Annotated in this window: 14 protein-coding genes; 7 read left to right on the forward strand and 7 right to left on the reverse strand. The window is 64.8% G+C overall.

What is annotated here, in order from left to right; translation table 11 throughout:
• Positions 1–67: 67 nt before the first annotated feature.
• A complete protein-coding gene (locus PG900_RS04060) occupies positions 68–1,453 on the reverse strand; it encodes a tryptophanase (RefSeq protein ID WP_270799149.1) in 1,386 nt (461 codons plus the stop codon).
• Positions 1,454–1,925: 472 nt separating this feature from the next.
• Here PG900_RS04060 and PG900_RS04065 point away from each other — a divergent pair, with 472 nt between their 5' ends.
• From PG900_RS04065 to PG900_RS04075, 3 genes are all read left to right on the forward strand, one after another.
• The gene (locus PG900_RS04065) at positions 1,926–2,090 is read left to right on the forward strand and encodes a DUF2256 domain-containing protein (protein WP_124252454.1); all 165 of its coding nucleotides are present in this window, start codon (positions 1,926–1,928) and stop codon (positions 2,088–2,090) included.
• Positions 2,090–3,610 carry a cryptochrome/photolyase family protein gene (locus PG900_RS04070; RefSeq protein ID WP_270830966.1) on the forward strand — a complete coding sequence of 507 codons (1,521 nt, stop codon included), beginning with the start codon at positions 2,090–2,092 and terminating at the stop codon, positions 3,608–3,610. The genes PG900_RS04065 and PG900_RS04070 overlap by 1 nt, the downstream gene beginning before the upstream one ends.
• 151 nt (positions 3,611–3,761) lie before the next feature.
• On the forward strand, positions 3,762–5,015 hold the full coding sequence (locus PG900_RS04075) for a D-amino acid dehydrogenase (RefSeq protein WP_011705831.1): 1,254 nt from the start codon (positions 3,762–3,764) through the stop codon (positions 5,013–5,015).
• Positions 5,016–5,142: 127 nt separating this feature from the next.
• Here the strand turns inward: PG900_RS04075 and PG900_RS04080 are convergent, their stop codons facing one another.
• Positions 5,143–5,835 carry a TetR/AcrR family transcriptional regulator gene (locus tag PG900_RS04080; protein ID WP_270799141.1) on the reverse strand — a complete coding sequence of 231 codons (693 nt, stop codon included), beginning with the start codon at positions 5,833–5,835 and terminating at the stop codon, positions 5,143–5,145.
• A 166-nt stretch (positions 5,836–6,001) separates the two neighbouring features.
• Between PG900_RS04080 and PG900_RS04085 the strand changes: the two genes are divergently transcribed.
• A complete protein-coding gene (locus tag PG900_RS04085; protein WP_270799139.1) occupies positions 6,002–7,936 on the forward strand; it encodes an amidohydrolase in 1,935 nt (644 codons plus the stop codon).
• A gap of 42 nt (positions 7,937–7,978) precedes the next feature.
• Here PG900_RS04085 and PG900_RS04090 read toward each other — a convergent pair whose 3' ends face one another.
• On the reverse strand, positions 7,979–9,106 hold the full coding sequence (locus PG900_RS04090; RefSeq protein WP_270830967.1) for an HPP family protein: 1,128 nt from the start codon (positions 9,104–9,106) through the stop codon (positions 7,979–7,981).
• A gap of 285 nt (positions 9,107–9,391) precedes the next feature.
• On the opposite strand from PG900_RS04090, the gene PG900_RS04095 reads away from it, so the two are divergent.
• Positions 9,392–10,513, forward strand: coding sequence for a glycosyltransferase family 9 protein (locus tag PG900_RS04095; protein WP_270830968.1), 1,122 nt, complete (start codon positions 9,392–9,394; stop codon positions 10,511–10,513).
• Between the two features lie 89 nt (positions 10,514–10,602).
• On the opposite strand, the gene metE is transcribed toward PG900_RS04095, so the two are convergent.
• Positions 10,603–12,867 carry a 5-methyltetrahydropteroyltriglutamate--homocysteine S-methyltransferase gene (metE, locus tag PG900_RS04100; protein WP_270830969.1) on the reverse strand — a complete coding sequence of 755 codons (2,265 nt, stop codon included), beginning with the start codon at positions 12,865–12,867 and terminating at the stop codon, positions 10,603–10,605.
• 182 nt (positions 12,868–13,049) lie between these two features.
• Between metE and PG900_RS04105 the strand changes: the two genes are divergently transcribed.
• Positions 13,050–13,970 (forward strand): LysR substrate-binding domain-containing protein, encoded by a 921-nt coding sequence (locus tag PG900_RS04105; protein WP_270830970.1) that lies wholly within the window; start codon positions 13,050–13,052, stop codon positions 13,968–13,970.
• 150 nt (positions 13,971–14,120) lie between these two features.
• Here PG900_RS04105 and PG900_RS04110 read toward each other — a convergent pair whose 3' ends face one another.
• From PG900_RS04110 to PG900_RS04120, 3 genes are all read right to left on the reverse strand, one after another.
• Complete coding sequence (locus PG900_RS04110) at positions 14,121–14,927, reverse strand: siderophore ferric iron reductase (protein WP_270830971.1); 807 nt, start codon at positions 14,925–14,927, stop codon at positions 14,121–14,123.
• A 38-nt stretch (positions 14,928–14,965) separates the two neighbouring features.
• Positions 14,966–17,110 (reverse strand): TonB-dependent siderophore receptor, encoded by a 2,145-nt coding sequence (locus PG900_RS04115; RefSeq protein WP_270830972.1) that lies wholly within the window; start codon positions 17,108–17,110, stop codon positions 14,966–14,968.
• A gap of 253 nt (positions 17,111–17,363) precedes the next feature.
• On the reverse strand, positions 17,364–18,341 hold the full coding sequence (locus tag PG900_RS04120; protein ID WP_270830973.1) for an AraC family transcriptional regulator: 978 nt from the start codon (positions 18,339–18,341) through the stop codon (positions 17,364–17,366).
• Between the two features lie 196 nt (positions 18,342–18,537).
• On the opposite strand from PG900_RS04120, the gene PG900_RS04125 reads away from it, so the two are divergent.
• Positions 18,538–19,278: an SDR family oxidoreductase gene (locus PG900_RS04125; protein WP_011705821.1), complete on the forward strand. Its 741-nt coding sequence runs from the start codon at positions 18,538–18,540 to the stop codon at positions 19,276–19,278.
• The last annotated feature ends 47 nt before the right edge of the window (positions 19,279–19,325 follow it).

The raw sequence follows: 19,325 nt of genomic DNA on the forward strand, positions 1-19,325 counted from the left end.
GTGCGGGGGCTTTTGTTGTTGAGCCTTGTGAACAAATCCGCTGGCTACGACGCCAAAGTGCTGGCAATCAGACCGGCTTGAGCCGCGCGGTGAAGTGACGCAGCAGCGGCGGCTCGTAGTCAAAGGTGAGCCCGCGAATGTCGCTAGCCCGCGCTTTCACCGCGATCAAGCAGTCGGCCACATAGTCCATGTGATCCCGGGTGTAGACCCGACGCGGAATGGTGAGACGCAACAGCTCGAAGTCCGCCGCCTCCTGCTTGCCAGTGGCGGGATCGCGCCCCAGCAACAGGGAGCCTATCTCCACTCCGCGCACGCCCCCTTCCAGATAGAGTTCGCAAGCAAGCGCATGGGCGGGGAACTGCTCGGCCGGAATATGGGGCAGCAGCTTCTTGGCATCGACAAACACCGCATGACCGCCGGTGGGGGTCTGGATCGGGATGCCCGCCTCGGCCAGCCGCTCGCCGAGATAGGCCACCTGACTGATGCGGTAGGTCAGATACTCCTCATCCATCCCCTCGCGTAGGCCAATGGCGAGCGCCGCCATGTCCCGCCCGGCAAGGCCGCCATAGGTGACAAACCCCTCCATCGCCACGCAGCGCACCTGCACCGCGCGAAACAGCTCGAGATCCTCTTTAAAGCAACAGAGCCCGCCGATATTGACCAGCCCGTCTTTTTTGGCGGACATGGTGAAGATGTCCCCCAGCGCAAACATCTGGCGCACGATCTCCTTGATGCTGTGCTTGGCATAGGCCGGATCCCGCTCCTTGATAAACCAGGCGTTCTCGGCGAAGCGGGCGGCGTCGATCACCACCGGAATATGGTGGCGACGGGCCAGCTCGGAGACCGCCTCCATATTGGCCATGGAGACCGGCTGACCGCCGGCGCTGTTGCAGGTGACCGTGATGATGATGCCGGCCACGTTGTCGGCCCCCAGGGTCTCGATGGTGTCACTCAGACGAGGAAGATCAAAATCCCCCTTCCAGGCATACGAGGCCGTGGTGTCGAGGGCTTTCGGGGTGAGCAGGTTGATGGCCCGCGCGCCGGCCAACTCCACGTGGGCCTTGGTGGTGTCGAAGTGGTAGTTGGAGATGAAGACCGGCGCCTTGCCCTGGCAGCGCTTGACCAGCTCGGGGAAGAGGATCTGCTCGGCCCCGCGCCCCTGGTGGGTGGGCATCACATGCTGGTAGCCAAAAATCTCGCGCACCGCGCGCTCCAGCTCGACGAAGTTGCGGCTGCCCGCATAGGCTTCGTCCCCCATCATGATGCCGGCCCACTGACGATCGGACATGGCACCGGTGCCACTGTCGGTCAGCAGATCGATATAGACATCCTCGGCCAGCAGCAGGAAGGGGTTCCAGCCAGCGGCCTCGAGGGCGGCGCGGCGCTCGGCGCCCGTGGTCTGTTTGATGGGCTCGACCATCTTGATACGAAACGGCTCGGGTATACGACGCATAAAAGACTCCTCACCGGCGCAAGGCCAGTGTGTTTGAAATTGGAATTGGCAAAGAGGCCGGGGCGATCAGGGTCGTCCGGCTGACAAATTCAAACGGCGGGTGCCGCCAATCAGCGGTGAGGAAAGTCGAGGGTCAGAATGGGATCCCGGGTGTACCAGTGGGCGAGCAGGCAAGCTGCCCGGGGCGTAGCTGTCACGATTGGCATCACTCCCCTCCATGTCGGTTGTAACCAGTCGGTGGCCAATTAAGATCCATTGATGAGTGCTGCCAGCGGGCAGCCTCGTCACGTTAACGGTAGGTTAATTGGCAGACAAGAGGCGCACCGCCGGGCTGTGCGCCTGCTCACAAAGCGTCCATTCATCCGACTCGATACCGGCAACGGTGATCCCACCCGCGCCCCGCTTCGTTAAGCTGTTATCCCGTTGACTTGACCCTGTTCACGCCGCCCTCTTGCCAACCATCGGAAGTCCCATGCATCGCAAAGCCCATCTGCCCGAGAAGATCTGCCCCGTCTGCCAACGCCCCTTCAGCTGGCGGCGCAAGTGGGCAAATTGCTGGGAGGAGGTTCGCTACTGCAGCGAGCGCTGTCGCCGCGCTCGTCACCGCAGTCATCCACATAATGGGGAGCATGCCTGATGGAGCTGCGCCTCGTGCTCGGCGATCAGCTGAACGCCGGTCACAGCTGGTTTCGCACGCCGGATCCGGCGGTCTGCTATCTGATGGCGGAGCTGCGCCAGGAGACCGACTACTGCCGCCACCATCGCCAGAAGGTGCTGGCCTTCTTTGCCGCCATGCGCGCCTTCGCGGCGGCCCTTGGCAAGGCGGGCCACCGCGTCTGTTACCTGACCCTCGATGAGAGCGCCCGCTGGCCCGACTTGCCCACCCTGCTGGCAGCTCAGATCGCGGCGCATCAGGCCGACAGCGTTGCCTGGCAGAGCCCGGACGAGTGGCGCCTCGCCAGCCAGTTGAAAAGCTGGGCGGCGGGCCTCGCCATCCCTGCCACCGAGGTGGATAGCGAACATTTTCTCACCCCCCGCGATGGCTGGCAGCGCTACCCCCACAGCAGAATGGAGTTCTTCTACCGCACCCTGCGAAAGCAATACAGGGTGCTGCTCGATGAGCACGGCCAGCCCCTTGGCGGGCGCTGGAACTTTGATGATGAGAACCGCGCCAAATTGTCGGCAAGCCAACCCATCCCGGCGCCCCTCACCTTTGCCAACGAGGTGAGCGACATCGATGCCATGCTGACCCGCCACGGGGTCAGCACCATCGGCGAGGCGGATGCCAGCAAACTGCCCTGGCCCATCAGCCGGCGCCAGAGTCGCGAGTTGCTGACCCATTTTCTGGCGCACTGCCTGCCGCACTTTGGCCGCTATCAGGATGCCCTGAGCGAGCGGGGCTGGAGCCTGTTTCACAGCCGCCTGTCGTTTTCTCTCAACAGCAAGATGCTCCGCCCCCTCGAGGTGATCCGCGCAGCCGAAGCCCACTGGCAGGCCAATCAGGACACCATCACCCTGGCGCAGGTGGAAGGCTTTATCCGCCAGATCCTCGGCTGGCGCGAATTTGTGCGCGCCCTCTACTGGGAAAAGATGCCCGACTACCAGCAGACCAATTTTCTGGGGGCCAAGCGGCCGCTCCCCGGTTTTTTCTGGAGTGGCGAAACCAGGATGGCCTGCGTGCGTCACGCCATTGGCCAGTCTCTGGAGCACGCCTACGCCCACCATATCCAGCGGCTGATGGTGATCGGCAACTTTGCCTTGCTGGCGGGACTTGATCCTGACGAGGTGGATGCCTGGTATCTCGGCATCTATGTGGATGCCATCGAGTGGGTGGAGCTGCCCAACACCCGTGGCATGAGCCAGTTTGCCGATGGCGGCCTGATGGGCAGCAAGCCCTACGCCAGCAGCGGCGCCTATCTCGAGCGAATGGGCCACTACTGCAAGGGATGCCACTATCAAGTCAAAGCCCGCAGCGGCGACGGGAGTTGCCCGTTCAACAGCCTCTACTGGCACTTTTTATGGCGCAACCGGGAGAAGCTTGGCAACAATCCTCGCCTCGCCCAGCCCTATGCCAACTGGGATGGCCAGGCCGCCGAACAGCAGCACGCCATCCTGGCGACGGCGGAGCAGTACCTGATCCGGCTGGAGCAGTTCTGACTGCCACAGCTAATGCCAACAAGTCCACACTTTTCAACATTGAAAACCAGTTAAATAAATGTAAATAGATATATATCCCAATTATATCTACACCAGTTGAATATCCTGTGGCGGCTGATTAAGGTGAGGGCCCCAGTCAAGGAGAGACAAGATGGACATAGTGGTACTCGGTGGTGGCGTGGTCGGCGTGACCAGCGCCTGGTATCTGGCCAAGGCGGGTCACAAGGTGACGCTGCTGGAACGGCGTGACGGAGTGGCCCTTGAAACCAGCCACGCCAATGCCGGCCAGATCTCCCCCGGTTACGCGGCCCCCTGGGCGGCCCCCGGCATTCCCCTCAAGGCCGCCAAGTGGCTGCTGCAAAAGCATGCCCCCTTCACGGTGCGACCGACCTCGGATCCCTTCCAGCTGCGCTGGATGCTGAAGATGTTTGCCAACTGCACCCCGGCGGCCTATGCGGTCAACAAGGGGCGCATGGTGCGGCTGGCCGAATACAGCCGCGACTGCATGAAGCTGCTGCGCGACGAGCTGAGCATCGATTATGAAGGGCGCCAGCTCGGCACCCTGCAGCTGTTTCGCAGCCAGGCCCAGCTCGATGCCAGCAAGCGCGACATCGAGGTGCTGGAAGAATACGGCGTGCCCTACCAGTCCCTCGATGCCGCTGGCTGTGAAGGGGCAGAGCCGGCGCTGGCCCGGGTACGCGGCAAGATAGTGGGCGGCCTGCGCCTGCCGGGCGATGAGACCGGCGACTGCTTCCGCTTCACCAAGGCCATGGCAGCGGAAGCACAGCGACTGGGAGTCAAGTTCGTGTTCAACTGCGCCATCGACGAGATCGAGCTGGCGCAGGGACGCGCCGTGGCGGTGCGGGCCGGCGAGCAGCGCTTCAAGGCCGACGCCATCGTCTGTGCCCTCGGCAGCTATGCCACCGGGTTCCTGCGCCCGCTCGGGCTCGATCTGCCCGTCTACCCGGTCAAGGGCTACTCCCTCACCCTGCCGATGATCAACGCCGAGGCCTCGCCGCGCAGTACCGTGCTGGACGAAACCTACAAGGTGGCCATCACCCGTTTCGACGAGCGGATCCGGGTCGGCGGCATGGCGGAGCTGTCAGGTTACAACCTGGCCCTCAACCCGAAACGGCACGACACCCTGGCCATGGTGGTCGGCGATCTCTTCCCCGAGGGGGGCGACATCAGCCGCGCCGACTTCTGGACCGGGCTGCGCCCCATGACGCCGGACGGCACCCCGCTGGTGGGCCCAAGCCCCATCCCCGGGCTCTGGCTCAACACCGGCCACGGCACCCTGGGCTGGACCATGGCGGCGGGCTCGGGCCAGCTGCTGTGCGATCTCATCAGCGGCAGCGACACCGCCATCAGCGACGAAGGGCTCACCCTAGCCCGCTACGGCTGAGCCTTCTCCTGCGTCTCTTCCCGTTTTATCCCAAAGAGGGAGTGCCTGGCACTCCCTCTTGTTTTGACCCCAGTTTGTTTTGACCCCAGTTTGTTTTGACCGCAGTTTGTTTTGACCCCAGCGCGGTTTATTCAGCCTCTGCCGCCGCGTCGCCCGGCATCAGGGCGGGCTGCGCCTGCCACACTCTGGCGGGATCCGGCTCGGCGATGGCGCTCGCCACCAGTTGCTGCAGCCAATGGCGATGGAGCAGCCAGATGGGATCCCCCAGGCGTCCCTGCTCCTTGGCGCACTGCTTGACCACATCCGCCGTCCGGTAGAAGTAGCGGATCAGGGTGGTGAGCTCGGGGTCGGGCCAGCGGCAGCCAAAATGGCGCAGCCGTTCGTGCCAGAATGCCAGCTGACCGCGCTCGTGCTCCTGCTCGAGCCCGTGCAGGGCCGGGATGAGATCCATCGCCTGCCACAGGGCCCCGTAGCCGACGAAGCGCTCATCCAATGCATCCAGCGCCTGATCCAGCATGGCCAGGGTCTGCGGCCAGTTGTCGGCCTGCTGGCGGATCGTCGCCTGCGCCTCGCACACCGCCGCCAGCCAGTCCATCGCCAGCCGGCAGATGATCGCCTCCTTGTTGGGATAGAGGTGATAGAGCGACTTGATACCCACCCCGGCGCGGGCGGCAATGGCATTGGTGTTGAGCGCCGCAAACCCCTGCTCCCGCAGCAGCGCCAGGGTGGCCTGCTCGATGCGGGTCGCCACCTCCTGACTGCGCTGCTGCCGCGGCTGACGCCGCATGCTGAGTCCCTCTGGCAATGCGTGTTCCGCCATTGCGTCTCTCCCTCCATGGTCACCGAGTCTCATCACTACATGATGAGACAGACTCAACACAAGTAAAAAAAAGTGCAGCAATAACTGGCATTTTCCGGCGCAGCTGCAATAAACAACTGTGCTCATATTTGCAGTAATCACTGCAATCATACAAGGAGAGCACGCAATGGATGGCAAACAACACAACCACCGCCGGGGGCTGGTCGCCCTGCTGATGACGATCCTGCTCGGCGGCTGCCAGCAAGACAACCGCTCGCAGGAACCGACCAGTACCCTCTACTTCAACGGCAAAATTTACACCCAGGATGGCCAGCGCAGCCTGGTCGAGGCCATGGTGGTCGAGGATGGCAAGTTCCGCTACGTCGGCTCGCGCCAGGGGGCCGGATCCTTCATGACCAACGCCACCCGCCAGGTGGATCTGCAGGGGCGCATGGTGCTGCCGGGGCTGCACGACAACCACATCCACCTGCTCGGCACCGTGGCCCTGCCCATGTGCGATCTGGATGGCCAGGCCGTCGATCTCGATCAGCTGGCTGCCAAGGTCAAGGCGTGCCTGCCCCGCTACGCCGGGCAGCCGGGCGAGTGGCTGGTGGTCAATCAGTGGTCCCCTTATGATGGCAATACCCCGACCGCGAGCCATGCCACCCTGCTGGCCGCCCTGGATGCCGTGGCGCCGGACAACCCGGTGGTGCTGCTCGGGGCGGACGGTCACGCCAGTGCCTACAACTCGCAGGCACTGGCCAGCGCCGAAGATCAGGATGGCAATCAGGTGGGCTTCAACCCCGGCACATTGGCGCCGGGCGGGGTGTTCGAGCGGTTCATCCCCTATGTGGACTTGACCAGCGGCGTCATCCGGGAGGGAGCCCGCAGCGCCATCCCGGTGCCGGACAGCGGGGTGCTGAGCGCCAGCGACGAGCGGGCCGCCGCCCAGTACGAGCAGATCCTGCCGGCCATCGCTACCCTGATGGCCTCGCGCGGCATCACCGGCGTGCAGGACGCCTGCGCCACCGACTTCATCCGCCAGCGCCTGCTCAGCATGCAGGCACGAGGGCTGCTGCAGATGCGCATCACCGCCGCCACCTGTTTTCACGAGGATGACTACAGCGGCAAGCTGGACATCGAGGGGCACCTGGCCAAGGCCACTCAGGTCAGAAGCGCCTTTGCCGGCAACCCGCTGATCAAGGCCGATGCGGTCAAGATCTTCCTCGACGGAGTGCTGGAGGGGGATCCCTTCACCGCGCCGCCTTTCCTGCCCAACGCCGGCATGCTGGAAAACTACCAGAACCCCCATCTGGCGCTGGATCCGGACAGCGGCCGGGTCACCATCACCGCCGACAGCGAAGACGCCGGCAGCAACGGCATTGTCAACTACCGGGAGGCGGATCTGAAGCGCTACGTCACCGCGCTGGACGGGGCGGGTTTTGGCATTCACATGCACAGCATCGGTGATCGCAGCACCCGGGTCGGGCTCGATGCGCTGGCTGCCGCCCGCGCCAGCAACGGCGATCGGGGCATCCCCCACACCCTGGCCCACCTGCAGGTGGTGCACCCGGACGATCAGCGCCGCCTTGGCGAGCTCGGGCTCTACCTCACCTTCACCTACGCCTGGACCACGCCCCAGCTTGCCTACGACATGCTGGTCACCCCCTTCATCCAGCCAACCAGGGCCGGCCAGTCCCTGAGCGAGGCGCTCTACGATCAGCTGGGTTATCTGCAGCAGGCCCTCTATCCGGTCGAGAGCAGCCGCAAGGCGGGTGCCATCCTGGTGGCAGGCAGCGACGCGCCGGTCGACAGCCGGGATCCCCGTCCGTTTGAGAACATGGCCGCCGGCATCGTACGGGCGGCCGGCAGCGACGATGCATTTCGCGCCAGCCAGCGCATCTCGCTGACCGAGATGCTGGCCGCCTACACCATCAACGGTGCCAGGGCGGTGCGCCAGGGGGAGATCACCGGCTCCATCGAGGCGGGCAAATCCGCCGACTTCATCGTGCTCGACCGGGATCTATTCGCCCTGGTCGAAGCCGGCACCCCAGAGCAGATTGCCGACACCCGGGTCGAGCAGACCGTGTTTCAGGGCAACACCATCTACCCGGCCCCCTGAGCCAAGACGCAGACAACAAAAAGGCCCCGTGAGGGGCCTTTTTTATGGACTGGCCGGCGCGCCGGTTTCGCCCTGTGCCGGGTGCAGCGCCAGGTTGAACAGCGCCGCCACCATGTCCGACTGGGTCAGGATCCCCACCAGCTGCTCGCCATCCACCACCGGCATGTGGTGCAGGCCGCCATCGGAGAAGGCGCCCACCAGATCGTAGAGCGGCTGATAGCGGCGGGCGGTCGACACGTTGCGGGTCATCAGATCCGCGACCCGCAGCTCGGCCAGCTCCGCGGCGCCTCGCGGCTGTTGCAGCGCCCGGTCGATCATCAGGTCGTGCAGTGTGATGATGCCGGTCAGCCGGCCGGCCTCGTCCACCACCGGCAGCGCCTTGACCTGATGGTGGGAGAGCAGTTGCCAGGCCGCCATGGCCGGCTGCTGCGCCGCTATCAGGATCAGATCCCGCGACATCACGTCCTGTACCCGCACCGTGCCCACCCTGGCCCGCAGGGCGTGCAGCTGGGCCTCCTGCAGCAGCGCCTGCAGATCCTGGCGGCTGATGTCGAGCAGCTCGCCGTGCTTTTCCAGCGCAAAGTCGATGTCCGCCGCCTGGGTCGCCACCCGCTCGCTCGGCTGAGGATCGGCGGTCTGATGGCGATTGGGCTGGGCCTGGCCGCTGTTGGGATAACGGCGCCCCAGCAGCCGGTTGTAGCAGAGCGCCAGTAGCAGCAACAGCAGCGAATTGAGCAGCACCGGCAGCAGCACATAGCCGACCCCGAGCTGGCGGATCCCCTCGCCACCGATAACCGCGGTCAAGGCCACGGCGCCGCCGGGCGGATGCAGGCTGCGGGTGAGAAACATGGCGGCGATGGCCAGCATCACGGCAAGGGCCGCAGCCAGCGCCGGATCCGCCACCAGGCTGGCACTCAGCACCCCCATCAGCGCCGAGACCCCGTTGCCCACCACGATGGACCAGGGCTGGGCCAGCGGGCTGGCAGGCGCGGCAAACAGCAGCACGGCGGAGGCCCCCATGGGGGCGATCAGCCAATGGACCTCAAGCCCCAGCCCCCAGCGACACAAGAGGGCAGTACCCAGCAGCCCGACGAAGGCGCCCAGGGCGCCGTAACAACTCTCTTTGATACTGGTATTGGTGGATACCGGAAAAAAATCCCTGAACTGCATGGGGCTCCTGCGCGGATAACATTTATTTCAAATGCGCAATTTTAACGGCATCCCCTCGCCCAATACCACCGCCAGATGCAGCCAGGCCCCTCTTATTTGGTGACGCGCGGCCTCATGGGAGTCGCACCGCTATCCCTCTGCTCCCCGCGCTCGTCACAAAACTGTGATGCAGCAACAAATTATTACAAAAAAGCTGCTGACGCCCCCCTTTCCCCCTTCTCTTAACACGCCCTTAAGAATCGCAGTGTCATCTTGAGCTCATCTTCATGCACGGAGCCACTACTTATGAGCACCATCAGAGATGCCCTTCGCCGCTTCGACGGCCAGCGCCGCTGCTGGACCGCCGGGCTGGAGCGGGCAGCCCTCGCCTGGCTCGCGCGTCAAGGCCGACTGCCGGCGAGCAGCCAGCCCCCCCGGCGGATCCTGGTCATTCGCAGTACCTGCCGCATTGGCAACAACCTGTTTCTGCTGCCCTTTTTGCAGAAGGTGCGCAGCGCCCACCCCCACGCCGAGATAGAGCTGGTGTGCAGCGGCGGTCAGCTGCTCCCCTTCCTGGCCGATCTGCAGTTGCAGCGCATTCATCCGGTCAAGCTGCAGGGCAAGCGGCTGCTGGCCTCCCTGTCGGTGCTGTGGCGGCTGCGCCGTCAGCACTACGATCGGGTCTACGTGCCCTTTGCCTCCAGCACCGATCACCTGATCGCCGGCTGGGTGAAGGCCCGCGAGAAGCTGGGCTTTGACGATGCCAAGGGCGACGCCCTGTTCCCCCAGCCCCTCACCCCCAACCAGCACTGCCATTACGCCCACCAGCCGCTGCAACTGCTCGGCATGCACGGCCATCTCGCCGATCAGATTGAGCTCGGCAGCTTGCTGCACAGCGCCAGCCCACGGCTGGTGGCACTCAGGCAGGACTACCCGGCGCGGCCGCTCATCGGCTTTTTCACCGGCGCCCGCAAGGGCAAGGGGCTCTCTCTGCCCCAGTGGCAACGACTGCTCGGGGATCTGCGCCGCCACTACCCCAGTGCCCTGCTGATCCAGCTCGAGGATCCTGCCGATCCCCAGCCCCGGCTCGGGGACGTGCAGGTCTCCCTCTCCAGCCTGAGCGAGCTGGCCCGCTTTGCCGGCGGCCTCTCCCTCTTCGTCAGCGGTGACACCGGGCCGCTGCACCTGGCTGCCGCCAGCGGCGTACCCTGCCTCGGTCTCTTTACCCAGACCGATCCCGCCCGCTACGGCTGCCTCGGCGCCCAGCACCTCAATCTGGTGATCGGTGATCGCAATGCCATCCCCCTCGATCACCATTGGCTGGCCGAAGCGCTGGCGAGGGAGCCCCAGCCGCAGCAGCTGCCGAGTGCCCCCTCGCCCGTCCCGAGCCCAGGGCTTGCCAGCGGCACCTTTGTCGTCACCCTTTAAGGGGCTACAGAGCGCACAAAAAAAGAGGGAAGGCTTGCGCCTTCCCTCGTTCGTTATGCCCGTACTCTCTTGTTGTTTGCTGATGCTCTTCAGGCCAGCTCGGCGCGCAGCGCCTTGGTGGCATCGACCATCACCTTGAGGGCGGCTTCGGTCTCTTCCCAGCCGCGGGTCTTGAGGCCGCAATCCGGGTTGACCCACAGCCGCTCGGCCGGGATCTGCTTGGCCGCCTTGCGCAGCAGGCCTTCAATCCAGCTCTGGCTCGGCACGTTTGGCGAGTGGATGTCGTAGACGCCCGGGCCGATTTCGTTGGGGTAGTTGAAGCGCTCGAACGCTTCGAGCAGCTGCATCTGGCTGCGGCTGGTCTCGATGGTGATCACGTCCGCATCCAGCGCCGCCACCGCCTCGATGATGAGGTTGAAGTCGCTGTAACACATGTGGGTGTGGATCTGGGTGCTGTCCGCCACCGGGCTTGCGCTCAGACGGAAGGCCCGCACCGCCCAGTCCAGATAAGCCTGGTGATCCTGTTTGCGCAGGGGCAGCCCTTCACGGATCGCCGGCTCGTCTATCTGGATGATCTTGATGCCGGCGGCTTCGAGATCTGCCACCTCGTCGCGAATGGCGAGGCCAATCTGCAGGGCGGACTGCTCGCGGCTCACGTCTTCGCGCGGGAAGGACCAGCAGAGGATGGTCACCGGGCCGGTCAGCATGCCCTTGACCGGCTTGTCGGTCAGGCTCTGGGCAAACTGGGTCCACGCCAGGGTCATGGGGGTCGGCCGGTCGATGTCACGGGTGATCACCGGCGGCTTGACGCAGCGCGAGCCATAGCTCTGTACCCAGCCGAAGCGGGTGATGGCAAAGCCATCCAGCAGCTCACCGAAATACTCCACCATGTCGTTGCGTTCGGCCTCGCCGTGCACCAGCACGTCCAGCCCGATGGCCTCCTGGCGCAGGATGGCATCCTTGATCTGGGCCTGAATGCCCGCCTCATAGGCACTGTCGTCGATGCGACCCGCCCGCCAATCCTGGCGCAGCACCCGAATTTCCGAGGTCTGCGGGAAGGAACCGATGGTGGTGGTCGGCAACAGCGGCAGCTTGAGATCCGAGCGCTGCGCGTCAGCCCGCACCGGGTAGGCGCTGTGGCGATCGAAATCGCTGTTGGTCAGGCTGGCGAGCCGTGACTGCACCGCCTTCTTGTGCACCCGGCTGTCGGACTCCCGATCCACGATGGGCTGGCTGTAGGCAGTGATCTTGTCCAGCTCCCCGCCATTGAGATGGTCAGCCAGCAACCCCAGCTCGTAGCATTTTTGCAGGGCAAAGGCGAACCAGCTGCGGGTCTGGGCATCCAGCTCCAATTCGAGGGTCAAGTCCACCGGGCTGTGCAGCAAGGAGCAGGAGGAACCAACCCAGAGCCGCTCGCCAAGCTTATCCTTCAGCGATTTTAGAGTCGGTACCAGCTTGGCCAGGTTGGCACGCCAGACGTTGCGACCGTTGATGACCCCGGCCGAGATGACCCACTGGGCCGGCAGGTGCGGGACTAGCGTCTCCAGCTGCTCGGGGGCCGCCACCAGATCCAGGTGCAGGCCATCCACCTTCAGGCTGGTGATGATGTCGCGCTGATGGGCCACGGACCCGAAGTAGGTGGTGAGCAGCAGCTTGCAGGGGCCGGCCAGACGCTCATAGGCGTTGAGATAGGCCAGCCGCCACTCGTCCGGCAGGTCCAGCGCCAGCGCCGGCTCGTCGATTTGCACCCACTCCACCCCCTGAGCGGCCAGTTTCGCCAGGATCTCCTGATAAACGATGAGCAGGCGATCGAGCAGCTCGAGGCGGGAGAAGCCGCTCTCTTTCTCCTTGCCAAGCCAGAGGTAGGAGACGGGCCCCAGCAGCACCGCCTTGACCGGTAGCCCCAGCGCCTTGGCCTCTTCCACTTCGTCAAACAGCTGGCTCCAGCCCAGTTTGAAGCGCTGGTCGCGGCTGAACTCGGGCACCAGGTAGTGGTAGTTGGTGTTGAACCACTTGGTCATCTCGGCGGCGGCGGCGGCCGGGCCGGTCGGCGCACGGCCACGGGCGACCCGGAACAGGGTATCGAGATCGGTGTCGCCATGACGGTGGCGGGCGGGGATGGCATCCACCAGCAGGCTGGTGCCGAGCACCTGATCGTACCAGGCGAAGTCACCCACCGGCAGCAGGGTCACACCGGCCTGTTGCTGGGCCTGCCAGTGACGCTCACGCAGGCTCTTGCCGGTGGCGATGAGTTCGGCCTGGCTGGTTTCGCCGCGCCAGTAGGATTCGAGGGCAAATTTCAGCTCGCGCTTGGCGCCGATACGGGGAAAGCCCAGGGTGTGTGCGCAGGTCATAGGTTCCATTCCTTATGCTCATTCATCTGATGGTGAACTGGATGATTTAGCCATCCAGATGTTTACACATCCAAAATGACAAGATAAGGTGGCGTTGGCTATTGAATCCTTTTCAACTGGCTCTCAAGAAATTCTCAAGGCGGGCAACAAGCCGCCGCCCAGGCACAACAAGGAGGGATACCATGGCGGTGTCAAGCAACCCGGGGATCGACATCAAGCACCTGAAAACGGTGAGCGCGCTGGCCGAGCAGGGCTCGCTGGCCGGTGCGGCGCTGACCCTCAACCTCACCCAGTCCGCCCTCTCCCACCAGCTAAAAGAGCTGGAGACCCGCCTCAATCTGGAGCTCTATCTGCGCAAGAGCCGGCCGCTGGTGCTGACTGCGGCCGGCAACCAGCTGCTGGGGCTGGCCCGCCAGGTGCTGCCGGCGCTGGCGCAGACCGAGAAACAGCTGCAGGCCCTGCACAGCGGCGAGGCCGGTCGCCTTCACCTGGCGCTCGATTGCCACAGTTGCATCCAGTGGCTGCTGCCGCTGTTGCCCGATTTTCGCCGCCAGTGGCCGGGAGTGGATCTGGAGGTGGAGTCGGTGCCGGGCTTTGATGCCATCAGCGCCCTGCTCGGCGGCCAGCTCGACTTGCTGCTCACCTCGGACGTGCAGGCGCGCGGCGATCTCCACTTCGAGCCGCTGTTCGCCTTCGAGCTGGTGCTGGTGATGGCGCCGGATCACCCCCTCTGTGGGCAGCAGACCATCAAGCCTGAGGATCTGCGCCCCGAGGTGCTGCTGGTCTACCCGGTGGAGCGGGCGCGGATGGACGTGTTCAGCCGCTTCCTGCAGCCAGCCGGTATCGAGCCCACCCGCTGCAAGCCGGTGGACAACACCTCCGTGATGCTGCAGATGGCCGCCGCCGGCCTGGGCGTCGCCGCCCTGCCGCGCTGGGCCTGCGAGGAGTTTGTGCGTCAGGGGCTGCTCGAGGCGCGCCCGCTCGCCGAGGGAGTGCGCCGCCACATGTATGGCGCCGTGCGCGCCGCCGACCGGGATCAAGCCTGCCTGCAGAGCCTGTTCGAGCGCATTCGCAGCAAGATGGGCGACGTAAAAACACTGTGACTTGCAAGAGAAGGGTGCTGCGCCGACCAGGATCAGCTGTAGCTGCAGACAGCAGGGCCTGTTCGAGCGGATTCGTATCAAGATAGGCAACGTAAAAGCGCAGTAAAAAGCCGCCTGAGGGCGGCTTGTCATCACGCAGGGCTTCTCTGTTCAAGCACCCTCTTCACAGCTCGCCGCACCCTGTCGCCGCGGGCAGTTGGCGCAGAGCTCACCATCGTGGCGCTTGTAGTGCAGGCAGCAGCGCTGGCGCACATAACCGACCAAGCCGGCCGCTGGCGGCCAGGGCGCCGACTGCCAGCCCGTCAGGTGCTCGGCCGGCAGGCCGCAGGCGGCAAGCCAGTGCGGCGCATGGGCCGCCACCTCGGCGTGGCTTATCTCGTCAAAGAACGCCGGTACCCGCACCAGCGCCGCCAGCAGATCGTCCGCCAAGAGCGGGCGCACGAAGCCGGGTCGCAGCCGCTGCACCTGCCCGAGCGCTGCGAACAGTGCCTGCCAATGGGCCTGCAGCCGCTCGCCCGCCGTCTTGATCAAGCGCTCCAGATCTCCCTTGATCATCGGCTCGGCCGGCAGAGTAAAGCCCGATACCAGCCCATCCTGATAGCCCTGGCCCAGCCTCTCCAGCGCCGGCACGGCCCGCAGCCGATAGACGGCCACCATGGCCAGATAGATGGATTGCCAGCAGAGCATGCCCCAGCTGCGGGTGAGCCAGTAGGCGGGGCCCGCCTCCGGATGGGCCAGCCGCCAATACTCGTGCAGTGCGGCCGCCACCTCGGCCGGCGTGGCCTGCTTGGTCGCCGTCAACAGCGCCGCAGCCTCGCCAGCGGCCACCAGCCGCCCCTTGAGGGACGGGATAAGCCCGGCGGCGGCCGCGAACAGGGCGCCGTGATCCGCCAGCGCCTGCAGATCCGGCTCGCGCCGCGCCCCCGGGGTGCGGGCACGGCGGCCGGCGCCAGTCATGTGGTGAGAGAGTCCCGGGCGCGGCCCGGGACGCAGGGTCAGAATACGTATTTGAGTCGCGCCTCCACGCTGCGCTCGGCGCCGAACCAGCAGTTGTTCTGGTCGTAGCAGGAGTAGTAGGTCTTGTTGAACAGGTTGCTGGCGCTGAGTGACACCGCCACCCCTTGCAGGCGCTGGCTGAGCTGGGCCAGATCGTAGGAGGCAGCCATGTCCATCAGCAGGTAATCCGGCACGGTGTCGGTGTTGGCGGCATCAAGCTGGGCCTCCCCCACGTAGCGCAGGCCAGCCCCCAGGCGCGCCCCTGCCAGCGGGCCGGCCGGCAGGTAGTTGCTCCACAGCGAAGCCATTTGCTTGGGCACCCAGACCGGGGTCTTGCCCTGCAGGCTGGTGGTGTCGCGGGTGATCTCCATATCCTGACGGGTATAGCTCAGCGCCAGATCCCAGCGGCTGGTGAGATCGAGTCGCCCCTCCAGCTCGACCCCCTTGGAGACCATCTCGCCGGTCTGCAGCTTGGGTCCGTAGACATTATCCGGATCCGTCACCAGAGCATTTTGCTTGGTGATGTGGAAGACCGAAGCGGTAAAGGTCTTGCTCATGTCCTCGGAGAGGAACTTGAGCCCCCCCTCCCACTGCCGGCCGGTAGCCGGTTTGAACGCCTGGCCTTGCTTGTCCGCCCCCGCCACCGGTTCGAAACTCTCGGCATAACTCACATAGGGCGAGAGGCCGTTATCCAGCTCGTAGAGGGCACCGAGGCGCAGCGAGAGGTTGTCCTGATCAATCTGGGCCAGGGTGTTGCTCGCCGCCCCCTGATAGAGGGTCCGGCTGTCGGTGTCCATCCGGTAGCGGTCGTAGCGGGCGCCGCCGATGGCCACCAGCCGATCGAGGCGCACCTGATCCTGCAGGTAGAGGCCGCTCTGGTACTGGCGGATGGTTCGGTTGTCCTGATAGTTGAAGGCCAGGTCTGCCGGCACTATCTGCTGGTGGTTCGGGTTGAAGATGTCGATGGCCGGGGCAGAGTAGTCGAGGGTATCCCGGTAGAGAATGCGCGCATCCAGATACTGGTAATCGACCCCCAGCAGCAGGTTGTGCTGGGCCTTGCCGGTCTGCACCTTGCCCGCCAGCTGGTTGTCTATGACAAAGCCGCGAGAGTCTTCATCGGTCAGGTAGGCGTTGCGGGCCAGGGTGCGGTTATCGGCCGCCAGCGCCGCGTTGTAGGTGTTCTGCTGATTGGCCGAGGCATCCATGTAGCGGGCGTTTTGCAGCAGCTGCCAGTTGGCGTTGAAGTCGTGGCTCAGCTTGTAGCCAAGCAGGGTCACCTCCCGGCTGTAGTGGTTCCAGTTTTCATCGCCAAGGAAGGTATCGCTGCCCAGCTGGCCCAGCGGGTTGGACTTGACCGAGCCGCTGGCCGGCACCGTGGTGTAGATGCCGGCTTGCGGGTCTTTCTGGTAATAGAGGTTGAGGTTCAGCAGGGTGCGATCACTCAACTGCCAGTCGAGAGAGGGCGCCAGCACGTAGCGCTCCTCCTCTGAGGTCACCGCCTGGCCCTCTTTCTGGCGAGCCAGCCCCACCAGCCGATAGGCAAACTGATCGTTGAGGGCACCGGTGCTGTCGAGGGTCAGCTCCTTGAGGGTGCCCGTCCCGCTCGCCACGCTGACGCTGTGCCTGCTCTCCCGCTGGGGGCGCTTGGCGATGAGGTTGACCATGCCGCCGGGGGGCATGCTGCCGTAAAGCACGGAGGTGGGCCCCTTGAACACTTCCAGCTGCTCGATGGCCACCGGATCGATCTGGGGCTGCAGGTTCCAGTCGTTGTACTGCAGCAGCAGACCGTCGTAGAAGTTCTGGTAGTTGTCAAAGCCGCGGATGTTGAACAGATCCAGCCGGTTGACCGCCCCGCCCCGCAATTCGGTGTTGACGCCTGGCACGTAGCGCAGCGCCTCGCTCACCGAACTGACGCCGCGCTGTTCCAGGGTGTCACCCTCCACCACCGAGATGGCCTGGGGCGTCTCCAGGGGGTCGAGCCGGGTCTTGGTCGCGGTGTTGCGATAGGTCTCGCCGAGCACGGTCAGGGTCTCGTCGGCCCGGGTCTGTGTCGGGCGCTCGGCAGCGGCGGCCTGCACGGGGCCAGCCAACAGGGCGGAGATGGTCGCGGCGACCAGGGTCAAAGGGGGGTGAGTGGCGTACATCTGATCCTCGAATGCAATGAATGAATAATAACAAATCTCATTTGCATTTTATTGGGTCATTTTGCCCTTGAATTAACAATTTGGGGCATGTTGGCACTGAAAAGGGAGAAAATGCGGCCAGGCTGGCCCCATCCGGCAACCTCAATTGACGGCAGCAACACAGGCGATGTCGAATGGATATCGAAGCCTGGCGCAGCAAAAAGGAAAGAGGGATAGCAGCGCCCGGCATCCGCCGGGCAAGGGAATAGCCCTGTCAGAGAGGGGAGACGGGCAGCCAGTACTCCATGCGGGCATCCGGCTGGTTGCCGTCAAAATCGGGGGCGTAACGCTCCAGCTCGAAACCGTCTACCCCGCGATAGCCGGAGCTCGGCAGCCAGTGCAGGATGAACCAGTTGAGGGTCTGCCCCAGCTGGCTGACCGGGCCTACGTGGCTGAGCACCGCGTAGATCTGGGCCGGCACCGGGAGGCGCGCCAGACCGGCAGGCAAGCTGGCCCCCTCCTCCATCACGCTGCCCGCCCAGTAGGGGAGCGACTCGCCAGCGCCACGGACATCCACCACCCCCACCCGCTCCTGCCCGGGTAGCAAACCGCCCGCCGTACGCAGGGCGCGCCAGATGGCGGGCACCGTCTGCTGAAAGTCGGGGGCGGTGGCAAACAGCCCGCGGATCTGCCCCTTCACCCCGTGCAGGATAAAGCCCGGCTGGCTCTCGATCCGTACCTGTACCAGCCTGGCAGGCATGGGCTGCGGCAGGGTAGCCCGCACCAGCGGAGTACGCAGCCCCAGCCGCAGGCCCCGCTTGCGATAGGCCAGCGGCGAGCAGCCAAACTGCTGCTTGAAGGCGCGGCTGAAGCTCACCTCGGAACCAAAACCGTAACAGAGCGCCAGATCCAGCACCCGCTGGCGGCCAGACAGCAGCGCCTCTGCCGCCTGGCTCAGCTTGAGCTCGCGCACATAGTGGGCCACCGTCAGCCCCGTCTCATGGAGGAACACCCGCTGCAACTGCCAGCGCGACCAGCAGCTCTGCTCCGCCAGCTCGGCCAGCGCCAGCGGCTGATCCAGGTTGGCGTGGATGTAGTCGAGCACCCGCTCGATGCGGGTCAGCTGACTGTGCGGCTGGGGCATGGCGCCCGGAATGGGGGACAAGATGGTCATGACGAGATCGGATCTGGGCTGTCGGCAAGGCGCTGCGCGCAAGGGCCCCATTAAACATGGCCGCGACCTTGGCGGCAAGCGCTGGCCGCTGCGCTCACCTCGGCCCCCTTGTCCAGGGCCTTGCCTGCCCCTTAGGCCAGCGCGTCAAGCCAGCTTGGCAGACTGTCACAAAAGTGACGCGTTTGCCTGTCAGATTGTTTGAAAACAAATATATCAATTACCTCAAAAAGCCCATAAAGTCCTCGTTCGAATCTTTTATGCAGGGAGAGCCAAGATGAAGAAAGTTGCCTTGATCACCGGAGCCCGTGGCGGCATCGGATCCGCCATCACCACCGCCTTGCTGGCCCAGGGGTATCGCATCATCGCCACCCACTCCAGCCCCAACGGGGCGGCGGCGCACGACTGGTACGGGGAGCAGGGTTTTCGGCCGGATCAGGTGCGGCTGCTGGCGCTGGACGTCGCCGACACCGCCATGTGCCGCGACACTCTGGGCCGATTGCTGCAGGATGAAGGGCGGGTGGACGTGCTAGTCAACAATGCCGGCATCACCCGGGACGGGGCTTTCAAGCGGATGACCCCGGAGCAGTGGTTCGAGGTGATCCACACCAACCTGTGCAGCCTCTACAACGTGACCCAGCCGCTGTTCGATGCCATGTGCGAACAGCGCGATGCCCGCATCATCAACATCTCCTCGGTCAATGGCCAGAAGGGGCAGTTCGGCCAGGTCAACTACTCGGCGGCCAAGGCGGGCATGCTGGGCTTCACCAAGGCGCTGGCAGCGGAAGGAGCCCGCTTCGGGGTGACGGTCAACGCCATCGCCCCCGGCTACACCGCCACCCCCATGGTGGAGGCGATCCGCACCGACATCCTCGACAGCATCAAGGCCGACATCCCCATGCGCCGGCTGGCCAAGCCGGAAGAGATCGCCGCCGCCGTGGTGTTTCTTGCCAGCGAGGCGGGTGCCTATATCACCGGCGAGACCCTGGCCATCAACGGCGGCCTCTACATGAAGTGAGGCCGTGCCTTGTCTCACCGGCATGGCATCGACAGAGGGCAGCCCGC

This window comes from Aeromonas sp. QDB03, assembly GCF_027707985.1.
GTDB lineage: Bacteria > Pseudomonadota > Gammaproteobacteria > Enterobacterales > Aeromonadaceae > Aeromonas > Aeromonas hydrophila.